The following is a 14,583-nucleotide window of genomic DNA, read 5'->3' as shown; positions in this document are numbered from 1 at the left end:
AGGGAAATTTAAATAACAGATCTTTTTTTCATTCTATTAAAATATTTTCGGCACCCAATCGTCTACCTGTTAAGATAGATGATTTACGAATTTATTTAATATAAATGGCAAAAAGACTCCCTTTGATTATCCTGCTCTGGTTGGGCACGGATTTCTACTTTTATCAGGCTGTACAGCTCCTTGTAAATTCCGACGCCTTGTTATGGTACTATTGGCTCATTGACCTGGTGTTAATGGGTGGTATAGTTGCTGTAATTATTGTGCGGCGTGGCTCACGATCACAGCAAACATTGATTACCTGGCTGATGGGAATGATGCTGCTGGCATTTGTTCCCCGCCTGTTTTCGCTGCCAGTTTTATTAATTGAAGATATTACCCGGTTGTTTCGCGGTTTTCCGCCGAGGGCGTTTTGGGTAAGTGAACTGACTTTAGGCACTGCCGCTGTGCTGTTTCTTTTTGTACTATTTGGCATTACGCGCGGACGGCATTTTTATCGGGTAAGGCGTGAAACGATCTATTTCCCTGATCTGCCCGAAGCTTTTGATGGCTTCACTATAACACAGATAACAGACGTCCATTCAGGTAGTTTTACCAACGCTGCAGGCGTGCAAAAAGGCCTGGACCTGGTCAATGCCCAGCGTAGCGACGTCATACTGTTCACCGGCGATCTGGTCAATAACCAGGCGTCAGAAATGGACAGATGGATACCTGATTTTGCCGGGTTGAAAGCGCCGATGGGGAAATTTTCTGTGCTGGGGAACCATGATTATGGTGATTACATCCCGTGGGAGACTCCTGAGGCCAAACTTGCCAACCTGACCCGGTTGAAACAAGTACACGCCGAAATTGGTTTTCGTCTGCTGCTGGATGAGGCGATTACCCTTCAAAAGGGGGGCCAGTCTATTACCCTGTTAGGAGTGGAGAACTGGGGTAAGGGCGGGTTCCATCGATACGGCGATTTAAAGAAAGCCGCCGCCGGAGTTCCTGATGATGCATTTAAGATCCTGATGTCGCATGATCCCTCGCATTGGGAAGGAGAAACGCTCGATCACCACCAGCACATTCACCTCACCTTGTCGGGGCATACACATGGCATGCAGTTCGGCATCGAGTTGTTCGGCCTTAAGTGGAGCCCTATCAAATATATGTACAAACAATGGGCAGGACTTTACCGGCTGAAAGGGCGTTTTTTATATGTCAACCGGGGATTCGGCTTCCTGGGACTAAAGGGGAGAATTGGTATGTGGCCGGAAGTGGCATTGATTACCCTAAAATCCCAGATAGGTCGGAATTAGGAATTTTTGACAAATTCGCCTTTTTGTGTTGCTATCTGATTACCCCACCCAATAATTGCATCAAGTACAGGGGTGAAAGACTTGCCAAAATCAGTTAAACTGTAAACAACTTTAATGGGCGGCTTTACCCCATAGACTTGTCTTGAAATTAACTCATCTTCCTCTAATTGTTTTAATTGCAAGCTCAACGTCCTTTCCGTAACACCTGGCATTTCCTTTCTAAGCTCGCTATACCTTTTACGTGCATCCTTTAAATGGTATAGAATAACGGCTTTCCACTTTCCGCCGACCAAATCCATAGCTACACTCACCGTGCAAGGATATAATTTATTATTGACTTTTATAAAATCACTTTGGCATTCTATTCCCATAACATTTATTTTGTAAGGCTATCCAAATGGATAGGTATTGTAAATCTATTGAACTATAAATAGTTTTGCAATTATACTTTTTATATGACACAAAAAGAAAAACCACTCATTACTATCGTTGGTGTTCTGGGTAAGCAAGGCCGCAGTGCTGCACGCACCTTGTTACAGAGCGGGCGTTATCGCGTACGCGGTGTCACTCGCCGCATGGATTCACCTGAAGCGCTTCGTTTGGCAGAACAAGGGGCCGAACTTGTGAAACTACCACTTGATCTGGGGTATAAAAAAGAATTTGTAAAAGCATTCCGTGGCTCGGATGGTGTTTTCATGATGACGCCAAGCATTATCCCACCGGCCACCCATGAGATGGAGTTGGGCAAGCAGTTGGCGGATGCGGTAATTGAAGCAGGAGTACGGCATGTTATCTTCAGCAGTTTGGAAAATGTTGATATAATTACGGAAGGAAAAAAGTTTGCTCCTCATTTTACAGACAAGGCCAAAATCGAAGAATATATTCGTATGCTACCCATCACAAGCTCGTTTATTTACATGGCTTTTTTTTACACTAATCTGATTGAATTTTATCCGCCTAAAATGAAAGGCGATACGCTTGTATTTCCGATTTATTTACCAAATGACTTCCGTGCGCCATTTGTTGACCCTCTTACTGCCACAGGCCCTGCTGTTTTGGAGATTTTTTCGAATCCAAGCCAGTATGCGGGTAAGGTCTTGCCTGTTATCGGTGATATTATCTCACCCCAGGAGATGGTCGATACCTTCATCAGGGTCACAGGTAAGAAGGCTACATACAGTTCTGCATTCACGCGGGAGGAATTGCTTCATCATTTCCCGGAATTTAGTTCAAACGAGATTTTGGTGCGTGAGATTTTGGGGATGGCAGAGTATGCTGTTGAATATGGATATTTCAGAAAAGATCGCGACCTGCTGTGGAACCGACAAATAAACCCGAACACCCTAAGTTGGGAACAATTTCTGCGCACCACTGGTTGGAAAGGGCAAAAACTTTCCTATTGAATTTAGACCTATTTTATGAAAGATATATTGAAAATCAAGGGATTTTAGGTGATTCTAAAGCATTTTAGTTGCTTTTATCGGCTCATTCCGATAGCATATTAAATCAACGAACAAATTGATTATCTTTGATTTGTATTATTCAATGGTTTTTTAATCAGGTGATATGCAGGATCTTGAAATTATAACGGATAAGATAAATGCTTTACGGCGATTGTCGGAAAAGGATGGAATATACCTGGACGATCTCCGGGAGGAGTTCAGACAGGATTTGCAAAGTTTTATTGTAGGAGAGACCCTAACAATACGAAAAGGGCAATTATTCATTGGAAAGAATTTATATAAACAATGGCTTTATAAGATCGGGACCAAGGGGTTTGACTATGAAATAGACTTCAAGTAATGAAAATCTTCGAGAACTTAAAGACAATAAATACATTAAAGAATAAGGTTGATGAGCTGATGGCTCAAAAAAATTGGGATGATGCCTTTTTGGAAAAAGTGAAGGTCGAATTTACCTACAATACAAATAAGATTGAGGGGAATACAATTACCTACGGGCAAACGGTTAAACTACTACAAGAGTTAGTTACTCCAAAGCATGCCTCGACGGGAGAAGTACTGGATATTGTTAATCACCAGAAAGTATTGAATACTGTATTCAGGAATTATCATTTAAAGGATATTTCAGAAGAAAACATTAAAGAGCTTCATGGAGTGCTCATGAAAAACATTGAGCAATGGAGCGATGATGGGTTATACAGCCCGGGGCAGTATAAAACTTTTGAGAATGTGACCATGAGATCAACTGGCAAAATATATACCTATATGCAGCCAGCGGATGTTCCCCATGCTATGGAAGAGTTGGTAAAGGATATTAATAAACGAATCGAAGGTGCGGATATAAACGATCCGGCCAAACATCCCCTAACAATCGCTACTATATTCCACCAGAGATTTTTAAATGAAATACACCCTTTTAGCGACGGGAATGGCCGTATAGGTCGGATTTTCATAAATCTGATTCTTCTCAAAAAAGGATATCCCCCCATTTTTATTAAAGATGTAAATAGAGAAGATTATTTAAAATGCTTTGAAAGAGCAGCTCATGAGCCAGATGCTATGCTTGATTTTATGACAGAAAGATTGATTGAAAGTTTACAAATCAAACTTGATTTTATAAAAAAGCAGAAGGAAAGTTAATTTTTTTCAATAAAGCCAAATACTTGTTTTTCAAGGTTGGTAAAATTTGAATTACTCCACCTGATAGTATAAATTTACCCGTTAGACGAAGCTTAAGAATAATATTTAAAGTCTACTCAAGTGAGCCAAGCAACTGCCATTTCTATACAACTTGCAAGTTGTGAAGCGCTTAAAGTGCCAGGAGACTCACCGAAGCGAAGGAACCTGGCATAGGTCTGAACCAACTAAGTGGAGTTGATCAAAAACAGCCACCACAAATTGCCTATAATCAATTGATTATATAAAATATATTTTATTTTATAAAAACCTCGACCGTTTTAGATCGCCCATACGTCCAAATGATAAATACGATCAAAATGGAGACGTTAAAAAACAAAGTAGCTGTAGTATTCGCAGCATCCGGAGAAATTGCCGGAGAAGTGGCCCGGTCATTCGCAGAACACGGTGCAAAAGTGTATGTTACCGGCCGAAATCTAACCGCCGTAAAAGCCCTTGCTGAAGAGATCAAAGCAGAAGGCGGCCAGGCCGAAGCTGGAAAAGTGGACGCGTTGAACGAGACCGAGATCGAGACCTATTTAGAAAAGGTCGTTGCCGACAACGGAAAATTGGATGTTGTATTCAATGGCATCGGGAGCTACTACAGGGATGCAGGTAGCGGCACGCCCTCTACAATAGTCACTTTCGAGCAATTCCTTAACCCCCTGCAAAAGATCTGCGGTTCGCAGTTTCTTACCTCGAGGGTCGCTGCGAAGCATATGATCCAATCCGGGTCCGAAGGAACCATTTTACTATTCAATGCATCTATGTCGAGGACCAAGACCCCTAATATGGCTGGGTTCGGGTCCGCCTGTGCGGCTATTGAAGGATTGACGAGGGTACTGGCTGCCGAATTTGGCAAGCATGGGATCAAGGTGACCTGCATTTGCTCCAGCGCCATTTACGAGTCACATAAGATCTCAGAAATGATCAGTGATTTTTCCCAACACTTAGGGATTTCCACGGAAGAAATGACTGCGCAATACAAAAAATTTGATATCCTGAAATCAGGGATCACCTTGAAACAAGTAGCTGAGACGGCTGCTTTCCTGGCATCTGATAACGGGGTAGTGTTCAACAGTCATATTGTTGATGTCGATTGCGGGAAACTTAACTTATTGTAATATATTTCACTAAATTAAATAAATGGAAAGAGAAGAAATCCTTAAAAAAGCGTTAGCCGGCGATATCAATTCGTTTCAAAGATTGTTTGCTGAATTTCAAGACCAATTGAGATCATACCTCTATCGCCTGCTCACCGATCGGAATGATGTGCAGGACCTGACACATGACACTTTCATCAGGGCGTTTGACAAAATATCCACCTTCAACCAGGACTCTTCCCTCAAGACCTGGGTATTCAGAATAGCCACCAACCTGGCCTATGATCACCTGAGGAAATTAAAGAGATGGCCGGCCGGCGCCCAGGATCAGGGAGCGATCTTGGCTATCGGTACAGAAGAGATCGGACAGGCCTTCCGGGTTGTTCACCAGACTTCCAACGCCGGGGCCTACGAAATGAAGGAACATATCGATTTTTGTTTCACCTGTATTTCGAAGACTTTACCCATCGAAAACCAGGTAGCGCTGATTTTAAAAGACGTTTATGATTTCCCCGTCAAAGAGATCTGTCTCATTCTTGATAAAACGGAAGGAATAGTAAAACATCTCCTGATTCACGCCAGGGATACCATGACCAGTATTTTTGACAACAGGTGCGCCTTGGTAAACAAAAACGGCACCTGCGACCAATGCAGCCAGCTGAATGGAATTTTTAATCCCAAACAGGACCAACAAGAGCAGCGGATGAAACTGGAATTAGTAAAAGGATCGACAAAATTTGACCGGGCGGAGCTTTTTAAAATGAGAACCACCCTTGTAAAAGCCATTGATCCATTGCAAAGTTCGGGAACCGACTTGCATGATATTATTTTTAGGTGCACCAAGACGGCAATCGGTGAAATAAGTGATTTTTTTGAATTGCCCCAATAACAATAATCAGAACAATATTATTAACAGATTTACTCAATTAAAAAAATACAGTATGAAAAAGATTATCTTCTCCGTATTTATTTGTTCCCTTTTTTTTCACCAACGGATTTTTGCACAGGAATTAAAATCTGAATTTTTATTTGATTTGGAGATCGATGTCAATCTACCACAGGTAGTTGGACCTGTATTGAAGGGAACCCGACTAATTTTCCCATTCAAGGCTGGCTTTGTAAAAAGTGATAAAATTAACGGTAAAACATTAGCAGGTGGCGGAGACTGGGGGCTTGTTGTTGATTCCACAACTTTTAGAGTAGACGTTCGTGCCACTATTGAAACAGATGACGGCGCTCTAATATATATGACCTATTCCGGATATAACCACGCGAATGCAAAAAACTTTGCTATGATAAGTGCTGGTAAAGGTGGTGAGCTTTCCCCTTCTGACTATTATTTCAGGACAAGTGTATCATTTGAAACTAGCTCTTCCAAGTATGCCTGGCTTAATCAAACAGTTGCTATAGGTGTAGGTCGTTTCCCAGCTCCTGGCAAAGTCGCTTACCGGATTTATGCAATTAAGTAAATTCCTCAGGACCGAAATTGTAGCTAACGGTTATGAATTAAATGTATAGAATATTTCCCGGCTTTTGTATCTTAGATGGATTGTGTTTAAAATTTATTATATATGAAACTAACACCGTTTAAGCGGAAGGCAGGACAGCTATATCTTATACTCGTTCCTTTTTTAACCATCATTTTAGCTTTTGTAACAGGACACATCAGTTATAAAATATATTTACCGATCTGGATCATCAATGTGTTGTTAATGATAATTGCTGCATGGGTTCTCGGTGCCCACGTTGTCAGAAAGCCGGATGTAGAAAAGAAACATATTGCCATTATTGCCTTATTTCTGATTATTCCCTGGATGTTTATGTCCATTTTTTTTGGCATGGGACCACCACCCGAGACAGCCAAAGAATGGGTAGCAACTGCTACTGAACAACAAGCAAGATTTTCGATACTGATTTTTAGCGGAATATTAATAGCTCTTGGGCTCGCCATATTAAGAGACAAATTAAAAACAGCTGGTGAAAATTTTTATTCACAACTTGGTATTGCTTCCATCCTGATCGCCATTCCTATTTTCCTTCTTGCTATGGCTTTCTGGCACAGCTTTGCGCTGGAAGCATTCAGAGCCCAGGTGGCATCACCTTCAGACAAGATGCCTGAATGGTTCAAGCCGGTTCTAAGGCAAATTTGGGTATTAACCATGGTTGAAGTTATGCTTACTTATTTGGCAACGGCTGCTTTTGCAGCTTCACTGAGATCTCTCGGCTGGCTTAATAAAACCCCTTCCGGTATTTATATTATACTAAGTGTATTGTCAATTCTATGTATCGTATTATATCCCATTTATCCTGCATCGGTTACTTCTGCCGGTTTTCCGTATTATCCGTTCATGATTCCTGCTATAGCATTTCTTATGCTTTACTTTATAGGTATTAATTTATTGCGGCGGGTAGGGAATAAAACAGCCTGAAATGGAGAGATTTTGTCAGATAGGTTTTGTTGATTGAAATCATCGGTTTTCGGCAAGGCTGGGGATAGCTTTGCTGAAAATTTGAATTTATGGAAGGATCAACAAGAATGCAAGAACTGACCATGCGGGCCATTTCCTTGAATCAAGGAGAGACGCGCACGGCCCTAGCCTCGGCTGACAGTTACATCCCCGGCTGGGACTTCGCAGGCATAGTGACGAAAGCGGCTGTGGATGGCAGTACGCCAAAAGAAGGCACCCGGGTTTTTGGCTTCGTGTCCCGGGGCTCGTGGGCTGAGTATCTTGTAGCCCCAGGCTGGCTGATGGCAGAAATTCCGAAGGAAATTAGTAGTGTACAAGCTGCCGCCCTACCGATCGCCGGAGCCACCGCTTTAACCGCCCTGGAGATGGCCGGTCCTCTATCCGGTCGTCGTGTACTGGTAACGGGAGCGGCCGGAGGAGTAGGTCGTTTTGCCTGTCAGCTTGCTGCTTTGGGCGATGCCAGGGTATTTGCGATAAGCCTGCGGCCGGAATTGCTCCGGCAATTACAAGATGATCGTGTCGAACCAGCCGGTGTATTTACAACCATAAATGAAGCCAAAGCGTTAGGAGAATATGACGTAATTCTGGATTCTATAGGCGGCGAAACATTGGCCATGGCTCTTGCCGCACTCGCCCGCGACGGTATCTGTATCAACTTTGGCAACTCTTCCCGTCAACCGACGACTTTCGATGTCCGGGCCGGAACCTGGCCCTACCACAGCATCAAATGTATCTGGATGGGGCGCGGGACTCTTACTTCTAATTGTACTCCTTTACTGAACCACCTTGCGGATCTGGTAAAGCAGGGGCATCTTCATGTACCTATCGACACTGAATTACCTTGGACCAGCATTGTAGAAGCGGCCGAACGGCTTATAGAACAGCGTGTAAATGGTAAAATCATACTGAAGGTGATGGAGTAAAATCTACTAATTCATATGATTTTTATTTTGATAGCCAAATTTGCCATAAAACCTTCGAGTGGCGCAAATATTTCCCGGAAGTCAGGATTGGAGACCGGGGGAATGACAACCGGGCCGAATCTCGTCTGCCGGGTATCCGTCAGGTCTTCAAAATTTAATACCAGAGTGATCCATTTAAAGCTTTTCTCAATTAATAGGCCCGTTACCCAGTAATCCCTGGTTTTGGTACCATCGTACAGGTATTGTGTTCCTGTATAAAATGCTTCGAGTGCTATCCGGTAATCATTTTCCTTTTCCTTACTGAGGTCAAAGACGACCTTTTCGCGGGGAGCCAGGGCAATATGAGGAAGGGCCGGATCGCTTGTACGGGCGTCTATATAAGTAAAGCCTGCAAACAAGGACCAATCGTCTTGTCTTAGCCTGATGCTGGTTTCAAACCCCTTGGTAGTATATGGTTTTTGTGCATTGATGAAATAAAAATAGAAGGGGCCTCCGGTTGTTGCGGCCAAGGAATCAAGCACCAGGGGATTGTTAATCCGGGTATAGAAAAAAGAATGATCAAACACCAGCCTGGTATCCTCTTCGAGTATTCCGGTGTAGTTAAGGTTGAGATTTACGCCTGCTGAGCGTTCAGCTTTGACGGTATTTGAGATGGGCAATATATTCCTGTAGGCAGTTTCCTCCGTTTGGGCGTCAAAAATGGTGGCGGATTTATAACCCATCCCTCCCCCTGTCCGAAAGCTCCAATGGTCATTGGCCTTGTATAACAGGGACAGCCTGGGAAGCAGAAAGTTGCCGAACCGGTTCTGGTAATCATTCCTTATGCCCATTTCCAGGGTGAAATGTTTGTTTAGTTTCCAGTCATCCTGAATAAAAATACCGCTTGTTATAAAATTGTAATCCCGAATCAGGCTATCGGTCTGTTTGTTTTCTATGAACCTGTCGCTCGTAAAATTGATCCCCGCCACGGTTGTATGCTGATCCCATTTGTGCAGGTAGCTGATTTCACTGAAGGTGGTCGTTTGTTTTCCCGAAAATGTATAGTCCATGATCCCAATATCCCGGTTAAATAAGGAGGTGCTGTTTCGTGCGGTCAATACGCTTCCGCCGGCTAGTTTTTGTTCGTATTCCAACTGGTAGTAATATCGGTTGCTTTTATTTTTCTCCATATAAGGATGAACTGCAGTCGGCCCGTGTTCTACTGCCTGCAGGTCTCCCCCGGTTCTGTCATCATAGGTGGAATTGAGGGCCAGACTGACTGAAACGCTATCGGATGGGTACCAGAATAGCTTCGGATTGACCGTAAAAGCTGTCAGTCGCGGGAGCACTGTAAAACCGTTATTATGAATATCAACCGGGACCTGGTGGGTGAAGGAGTTAAGGAGTGTCGCTCCCCAGCGCTTGTTCCTGGAGGCATAGAAACTACCCATATCTGTTCCGCCCCTGTTGGTTTGGTTCGCCAGGAAATTCCATTCAGGCTTGAACCCTGGCTTTTTAGAAATGAAATTGATGATGCCTGCAATCGCATCCCCGCCATACAGAGTAGATGAGCTGCCTTTGATCAGCTCTACCTGCCGAAGGTCGAGGGGTGGAATTTGCATAATGCTCAGGCCATTGCTAAAACCGCTGTACATAGGGAAGCCGTCTTTCAGCAATTGCGTGTATTTTCCATCCAATCCCAGGATACGGATCTGGACATTACCGGAAGAAGCAGATGTTTGTTGCGTTTGTATGCCGGATGCCTCACTTAGCAGCATGGCTACGTTGGATGGGTGCATAGAAGTCTCTTCTTCCATGTCTTCCGTACCCAATACTTCCACCCTTACCGGTAAATCTTTGATTCGGCTATTGGTACGGGTCGAGCTAACGATAACGTCCTGAAGTAAGGCAGGGGCAGGTTCCAGAGTGATTTCGAGGGTTTCCCTGCCTTCGATTGGCCAATCGAGCTGCACTACTTTTTGCTCATATCCGGAACAGGAGATGATGAAATTATACTTTCCTTTCAACAGGATCGGTACAATGACAGCACCAGCACTATCGCTCAATACCCCTTTGGTCAATCCTTTATCCGGCCCTTTAATAATGGCTGAGGCTCCCGAAATGGGTAAGTGTGTTGATTCATCCTTTATATATATAGTAAAATGGTATTGAGCTACCGCCATTTTGCAGAATAGAAGTAATAATCCAATGATACCTTTCATTTTTCTGGCTGATTTTATCGGTTGATTAAGGAACTTATATGTTGTTGCAATAAGAGGCTGGGTAAGATACTTTGCGGAGGATCAGCTATTATATGCGCAATTTTCGAAGGAGAAGATACCTTTTTGCATGTAAACCTGATAAAGAGAACAGGGGCCGAAGGACAGGTTTGAAGGTTGAAGCCTCAGTATTAGTGGCAAGATTTGAAAAATAGAGGGACGAGCAGTACAGCTTTGTACAGGAATATTCTTCGGGCCGGGCAGTATGTGTTTCCAGCTCTTCCTGTGGAGGAGTATTACCTGCAATAGTGGCTGATGTGCTGCTGGAACCAATCGCCTCGTAACCAGTGCCTGACCATTCAAAAGTGGACAGGATAAAAAGCCCCCATGCTATTGTCAGCACCCCCCATTTTAAGTAAGGCTGGCCAAAAACCCAGTACTTTTTAAAGAGCGCCTGATATTTTGGGCCAATTATCTGATAATTAATTTTCCTTAGCCGGGATGCTTCGTCAAGATGTCCCGCAAAGGTGATTCCCCGATCAGTAAATGCCACAAAAAACTGAAATAGGCTGAATAGAATATTTCCCTTGCGATGCTTGTTGGGAAAGATGATCTTTCGCAGAAATCGAAATACCATTATTCCGGTGTCCACGAACAAGCTGTAAATGATTTGAAAGTATAAAATAATTAGACGCATGGATTATACAGACACAAATATACCATTATTTATCGTCGAACTTTCCAATATGGTATGTGAACATCATTGGCCATCTCTGAAAAGACCTCCCATTATGGGAAAGGGTGCTGGAATATTGGCATCCGCTCACCGGATCATGTGAATTGCTCAATCCACTAACCCGGCTGTACGGAAAAGCGCAATTTTGCGTTCCCGCGCGATAAAAGATACCCGGCGGTTTTTTCCAGAAACAACAATGTAACCTTTTATGAAATTTTTTACCTTCGTCCTATCGCTGGCCGTGTTTGCGAGCACTTCATCCTTCGCCCAGTGGCTGGACACTTCCAACAAATTCAATGACAGCCTGCATATGCCGGTGAGTGTAGCACCAGGTAATCAGGCACGTCCGATCATCGTCAAAGGCGAAGACGGTGGGTATTTCCTGGTCTGGGAGGATGAGCGTGATCAGACTCCCACCAAGCGGGATATCTATGCCCAGAAATACGACAAGGATGGCCACCGGCTCTGGGCTGTCGACGGTGTGCCGGTAGCCTCCAGTGCGAATGACGAATTCTGGCAGACCGAGTCGTTTGGTAATTACCGCAGATTTAGCCTTGCCGCGCCGGACGGATCGGGAGGGCTCTATGTTTGTTGGAACTATCTTCTGCAGACGGGTTCATCCAATGCTTTTGGCGTGGCGGCCCAGCACCTGCATGCCGACGGATCAAGGGTATTCGGCGATGCAGGAACGATCCTGGCCGCACCCAGCCACGGTGCACAGTATGCCAATCCTCAAATGGTGCCCGATAGCAGGAATGGCTTTTTTATCGCCTACATGGGTTTCGGTAGTAGTACTAGCGGCAACGGTGTCGATCTGTTTGTCTACTGTTATAAGGACGAAGGCGGCACGCTGAAGTCGTATGGCGGCGGTCAGATGAACCAATACGGCAAGGAGGTGGAGTCGAACGGCCCCTGCGGTCCCCAATATTCGGTGAGTTACGATTATAATGCCAGCGTGCAGTCATTCATGTTGTATCCCGATCAGCAGGGCGGCTGTAACGTCGTGATGGCCCTAGGTATCGGCCCCAACCAGATGAGTATGGGTTATAACCGGCTTGCCCGTGTGAAAAAGGACTGTCATACGACGGTGCTGAAAAGAGCGGGTGGTGCGGACCCAGCGACGACGACAATCATGGAAAAGGATTATAAAAAAGACAGTGTCGTCCGAATCTATAATTTCACGACCTACTCCTATTCCATATCCTGTCATCCTGCTAATAATCCGAATGTTACGGACGTCGTCACCATCACAAAGGTCGAGAACGATGGAAACGGTTTTATAGCCTACAACATCGATAACCCGAAATATTATGTCGGCCTGCCGCAGGGGGTGATCCTGCAAACGGGCGGGAACATCAATGCGGAACTGCTGTCCTCTTTGGAACAAGGGCTGGACAGTAAAGGTGCACGTACCAACTATCACCTGCATGGCTATTACCGTCTCAATGAAATTTACGACAGCATTCCATATGAGTTGTGCAGTGACCTGGATCATCCTTACCAGGCTTACCGGCCTATTCTGCCGGATAATGCTATTCCAGCCGATACCCTGATCGCCGGGCCTGACAGCCTGATCTCCCATACCATCGACATGGGCCCCGAGAATTATACGATGGTGGGATCGGGCAATAAAGTATGGGTAACTACCCGGGGAGCAGATGCGGGTACTGAAAGCGTGTATCTGCAGGAGTTGAAGCTTATCCCCGCCGGCACGAAGAAATATACGTTCGCCATCAATACAACCGACAAGATGGGGCTAAAGATCGGACAGCAGATTTACACCGGAAGTACCCCAACAAATGTAGTTTATAATACCCCTGCCATCGCTACCGACAGCAACGGGCATGCGCTATTCTATGTAATGGAGACGAATCGTTTTGCCCGGGTGAGCCCGATCGGGGACGGGGGCATTCTCAGCTGGGGTGCGATGGGTAAACCTATCAGCAACGGCTATTGGGCCGGTGAGCTTAGTTGCAACAATCCCATGGCCGTGCTCAGCTATGACGGAAAAGGACTGGTGGCCTGGGACAACAACCGCCAGGTAGCTGCTGCTTCGTCGGAGAATATCTGGATGGAACGTATATCGGATGTCTTTACGCCGGCCTACCAGCCGCCGCTGAAAACGCTCGAGCTACTCACCACCACCGGCTATGAAAGCGCAGCCACCTATCTTACGGGCAACACGAATGTCTGGACTACTATAGACGGACTCGTCTTTAAAAGCGCGGGTTTCAACACTGCCACACCGCTGGTGTCGATCAAAGACAACTATCCGCTGGGTTTCGTGCATGTAAAAACATACGATAACAACCTGGCGGTGCGATTCACCAATGGCATACCCTATCTCAACCGCAACTTTACGATCACGGTGGATAATAATCCCAATGGAAGCGGTAATATCCCCATGCGCTTTTATATCCCGCAGGCGCAGTTCGATGCTCTGAAGGCGGCTGATCCGGGCATCTCCGGTCCCGGTGACCTTGGCCTGATCGAACAGCCGAATGCTACCGGCAATCTTCCATTTGCTTATGCCCCGGCGGCAGGGGAACAACCGCTTTCGATCACCGGATGGGGCGCCATCGACGGGGGATATTATATCGAGTTTATTGCCAAAGGCTTCAGCAATTTCTTTATCACCAAGGGGGTGGTGCCGCTGCCGCTGAAATGGCTGGATGTACAGGGGAAACTTACTGCGCCCACTACGGCGGCGATCGCCTGGACGGTGACGGAAGAAAAGGATGTAAAAGGGTATACCGTCCAATACAGTTCGAATGGGGTAAGTTTTGACGATGGATGTACGATGGGGTCTACCAATAGCGGAGTAACGACCTCTTATAGCTGTACTGTGCCTCTGCCTGCCGCCGGTACTTATTCTTTCCGTGTCAAACAGGAGGATATCGATGGGAAATTCAGCTTTAGCAAGATCGTCGTGCTGACGTCGACTGCACCGGCTGTCTTCTCCGTGAGCCCGAACCCGACCAGTTCGGCAGCGGTATTAAGAATATCCGGTGGAGCAGCGGTAAAGAAGCTGGTGCTGGTGAGCATCGACGGAAAAGCCGTTTGGCAAGCTACAGGCGTGTTCAGCGGGGCGGTGACGATACCGATGGAGCAGCTGCCTGCGGGAGTTTATCATCTGCAGGTGATGGGGAACAACAATGTACGCGTACTGAAGATCATTAAAAAATAAAATAAGAAAGCCAGCAACGACGAGCGTTTGCTGG

14 protein-coding genes are annotated in these 14,583 nt (G+C 45.3%); 11 read left to right on the top strand and 3 right to left on the bottom strand.

Going from position 1 to position 14,583, the window contains the following annotated elements; genetic code table 11:
• The first annotated feature begins 104 nt into the window (after window positions 1-104).
• On the top strand, window positions 105-1,295 hold the full coding sequence (locus ACX0G9_RS23265; protein ID WP_459067365.1) for a metallophosphoesterase: 1,191 nt from the start codon (window positions 105-107) through the stop codon (window positions 1,293-1,295).
• Here ACX0G9_RS23265 and ACX0G9_RS23260 read toward each other — a convergent pair.
• Entirely contained in the window at window positions 1,292-1,666 is a 375-nt protein-coding gene (locus tag ACX0G9_RS23260; protein ID WP_459067364.1) for a winged helix-turn-helix transcriptional regulator, read from the bottom strand. The two genes, ACX0G9_RS23265 and ACX0G9_RS23260, sit on opposite strands and share 4 nt — an antisense overlap.
• Before the next feature lie 84 nt (window positions 1,667-1,750).
• Between ACX0G9_RS23260 and ACX0G9_RS23255 the strand changes: the two genes are divergently transcribed.
• The 8 genes from ACX0G9_RS23255 (at window position 1,751) to ACX0G9_RS23220 (ending at window position 8,428) form a co-directional block, all read left to right on the top strand.
• On the top strand, window positions 1,751-2,698 hold the full coding sequence (locus tag ACX0G9_RS23255) for an NmrA/HSCARG family protein (protein WP_459067363.1): 948 nt from the start codon (window positions 1,751-1,753) through the stop codon (window positions 2,696-2,698).
• A 163-nt stretch (window positions 2,699-2,861) separates the two neighbouring features.
• Window positions 2,862-3,098, top strand: a complete 237-nt coding sequence (locus tag ACX0G9_RS23250) for a hypothetical protein (RefSeq protein WP_459067362.1) — start codon at window positions 2,862-2,864, stop codon at window positions 3,096-3,098.
• Complete coding sequence (locus ACX0G9_RS23245) at window positions 3,098-3,898, top strand: Fic family protein (protein ID WP_459067361.1); 801 nt, start codon at window positions 3,098-3,100, stop codon at window positions 3,896-3,898. Before ACX0G9_RS23250 ends, ACX0G9_RS23245 begins: the two co-directional genes overlap by 1 nt.
• 356 nt (window positions 3,899-4,254) lie before the next feature.
• Window positions 4,255-5,058 carry an SDR family NAD(P)-dependent oxidoreductase gene (locus ACX0G9_RS23240; protein WP_459067360.1) on the top strand — a complete coding sequence of 268 codons (804 nt, stop codon included), beginning with the start codon at window positions 4,255-4,257 and terminating at the stop codon, window positions 5,056-5,058.
• Between the two features lie 22 nt (window positions 5,059-5,080).
• On the top strand, window positions 5,081-5,926 hold the full coding sequence (locus tag ACX0G9_RS23235; RefSeq protein WP_459067359.1) for an RNA polymerase sigma factor: 846 nt from the start codon (window positions 5,081-5,083) through the stop codon (window positions 5,924-5,926).
• Between the two features lie 52 nt (window positions 5,927-5,978).
• Complete coding sequence (locus ACX0G9_RS23230) at window positions 5,979-6,506, top strand: DUF3237 domain-containing protein (RefSeq protein ID WP_459067358.1); 528 nt, start codon at window positions 5,979-5,981, stop codon at window positions 6,504-6,506.
• Window positions 6,507-6,608: 102 nt separating this feature from the next.
• Window positions 6,609-7,466 carry a hypothetical protein gene (locus ACX0G9_RS23225; protein ID WP_459067357.1) on the top strand — a complete coding sequence of 286 codons (858 nt, stop codon included), beginning with the start codon at window positions 6,609-6,611 and terminating at the stop codon, window positions 7,464-7,466.
• A gap of 137 nt (window positions 7,467-7,603) precedes the next feature.
• Entirely contained in the window at window positions 7,604-8,428 is an 825-nt protein-coding gene (locus ACX0G9_RS23220) for a zinc-binding dehydrogenase (protein ID WP_459067356.1), read from the top strand.
• An 11-nt stretch (window positions 8,429-8,439) separates the two neighbouring features.
• On the opposite strand, the gene ACX0G9_RS23215 is transcribed toward ACX0G9_RS23220, so the two are convergent.
• The gene (locus ACX0G9_RS23215) at window positions 8,440-10,629 is read right to left on the bottom strand and encodes a TonB-dependent receptor (protein WP_459067355.1); all 2,190 of its coding nucleotides are present in this window, start codon (window positions 10,627-10,629) and stop codon (window positions 8,440-8,442) included.
• Between the two features lie 88 nt (window positions 10,630-10,717).
• Entirely contained in the window at window positions 10,718-11,179 is a 462-nt protein-coding gene (locus ACX0G9_RS23210; protein ID WP_459067354.1) for a hypothetical protein, read from the bottom strand.
• A gap of 142 nt (window positions 11,180-11,321) precedes the next feature.
• Here ACX0G9_RS23210 and ACX0G9_RS23205 point away from each other — a divergent pair, with 142 nt between their 5' ends.
• Window positions 11,322-11,465 (top strand): hypothetical protein, encoded by a 144-nt coding sequence (locus tag ACX0G9_RS23205; RefSeq protein WP_459067353.1) that lies wholly within the window; start codon window positions 11,322-11,324, stop codon window positions 11,463-11,465.
• Window positions 11,466-11,570: 105 nt separating this feature from the next.
• Window positions 11,571-14,549, top strand: a complete 2,979-nt coding sequence (locus ACX0G9_RS23200; RefSeq protein WP_459067352.1) for a T9SS type A sorting domain-containing protein — start codon at window positions 11,571-11,573, stop codon at window positions 14,547-14,549.
• Window positions 14,550-14,583: the final 34 nt, after the last annotated feature.

This window comes from Flavitalea flava (assembly GCF_054461575.1).
The sequence above is the reverse complement of the archived record's forward strand: the minus strand, read 5'-3'. Positions and strand labels throughout refer to the sequence as shown.

Excerpts from the sequence above, each read along its gene's own strand:
- ACX0G9_RS23215 (WP_459067355.1), bottom strand. The coding sequence starts at position 10,629 with ATGAAAGGTATCATTGGATTATTACTTCTATTCTGCAAAATGGCGGTA.
- ACX0G9_RS23230 (WP_459067358.1), top strand. The coding sequence starts at position 5,979 with ATGAAAAAGATTATCTTCTCCGTATTTATTTGTTCCCTTTTTTTTCAC.
- ACX0G9_RS23260 (WP_459067364.1), bottom strand. The coding sequence starts at position 1,666 with ATGGGAATAGAATGCCAAAGTGATTTTATAAAAGTCAATAATAAATTA.
- ACX0G9_RS23205 (WP_459067353.1), top strand. The coding sequence starts at position 11,322 with ATGGATTATACAGACACAAATATACCATTATTTATCGTCGAACTTTCC.
- ACX0G9_RS23245 (WP_459067361.1), top strand. The coding sequence starts at position 3,098 with ATGAAAATCTTCGAGAACTTAAAGACAATAAATACATTAAAGAATAAG.
- ACX0G9_RS23265 (WP_459067365.1), top strand. The coding sequence starts at position 105 with ATGGCAAAAAGACTCCCTTTGATTATCCTGCTCTGGTTGGGCACGGAT.
- ACX0G9_RS23225 (WP_459067357.1), top strand. The coding sequence starts at position 6,609 with ATGAAACTAACACCGTTTAAGCGGAAGGCAGGACAGCTATATCTTATA.
- ACX0G9_RS23255 (WP_459067363.1), top strand. The coding sequence starts at position 1,751 with ATGACACAAAAAGAAAAACCACTCATTACTATCGTTGGTGTTCTGGGT.
- ACX0G9_RS23200 (WP_459067352.1), top strand. The coding sequence starts at position 11,571 with ATGAAATTTTTTACCTTCGTCCTATCGCTGGCCGTGTTTGCGAGCACT.
- ACX0G9_RS23240 (WP_459067360.1), top strand. The coding sequence starts at position 4,255 with ATGGAGACGTTAAAAAACAAAGTAGCTGTAGTATTCGCAGCATCCGGA.
- ACX0G9_RS23250 (WP_459067362.1), top strand. The coding sequence starts at position 2,862 with ATGCAGGATCTTGAAATTATAACGGATAAGATAAATGCTTTACGGCGA.
- ACX0G9_RS23235 (WP_459067359.1), top strand. The coding sequence starts at position 5,081 with ATGGAAAGAGAAGAAATCCTTAAAAAAGCGTTAGCCGGCGATATCAAT.